The 393-nt window shown below is 58.8% G+C and carries 1 protein-coding gene; it reads left to right on the forward strand.

The window, feature by feature from the left end; translation table 11 throughout:
- Positions 1–393, forward strand: a 393-nt coding sequence (locus I6F37_RS43905) for an AAA family ATPase (RefSeq protein ID WP_225154970.1), incomplete at both ends; no start/stop codon positions are given.

Here is a 393-nt window from a genome sequence, read left to right on the forward strand (position 1 = left end):
GTTTACAACCTCCTGCTGCAGGTGCTCGACGAAGGACGTCTGACCGACTCGCAAGGTCACACCGTCAACTTCACGAACACGATCATCATCATGACGTCCAACCTCGGGTCGCACCTCATTCAGGAGCGTCTCGCGAGTGTGACCGCAGAGAATCGCGATCGCATCATGTCGGAGCTCAGGGTCGAGCTCAACGAGCTCGTGCGCGCGAAAATGCCTCCCGAATTCCTCAACCGCATCGATGACATCATCGTCTTCAAGCCGCTGACGGCCGAGGAGATCCGGCGCATCGTCGGATTGCAGGTCGAGCGCGTCGCACAGATGCTCAAGAACAACGGGATCGGCCTCGACATCAGCTCCGATGCGCTGGACTGGCTGGCGCAGCTTGGTTATGAT

Origin of the sequence: Bradyrhizobium sp. NBAIM08 (assembly GCF_020193935.1) — a bacterium.
GTDB classification, from domain to species: domain Bacteria; phylum Pseudomonadota; class Alphaproteobacteria; order Rhizobiales; family Xanthobacteraceae; genus Bradyrhizobium; species Bradyrhizobium yuanmingense.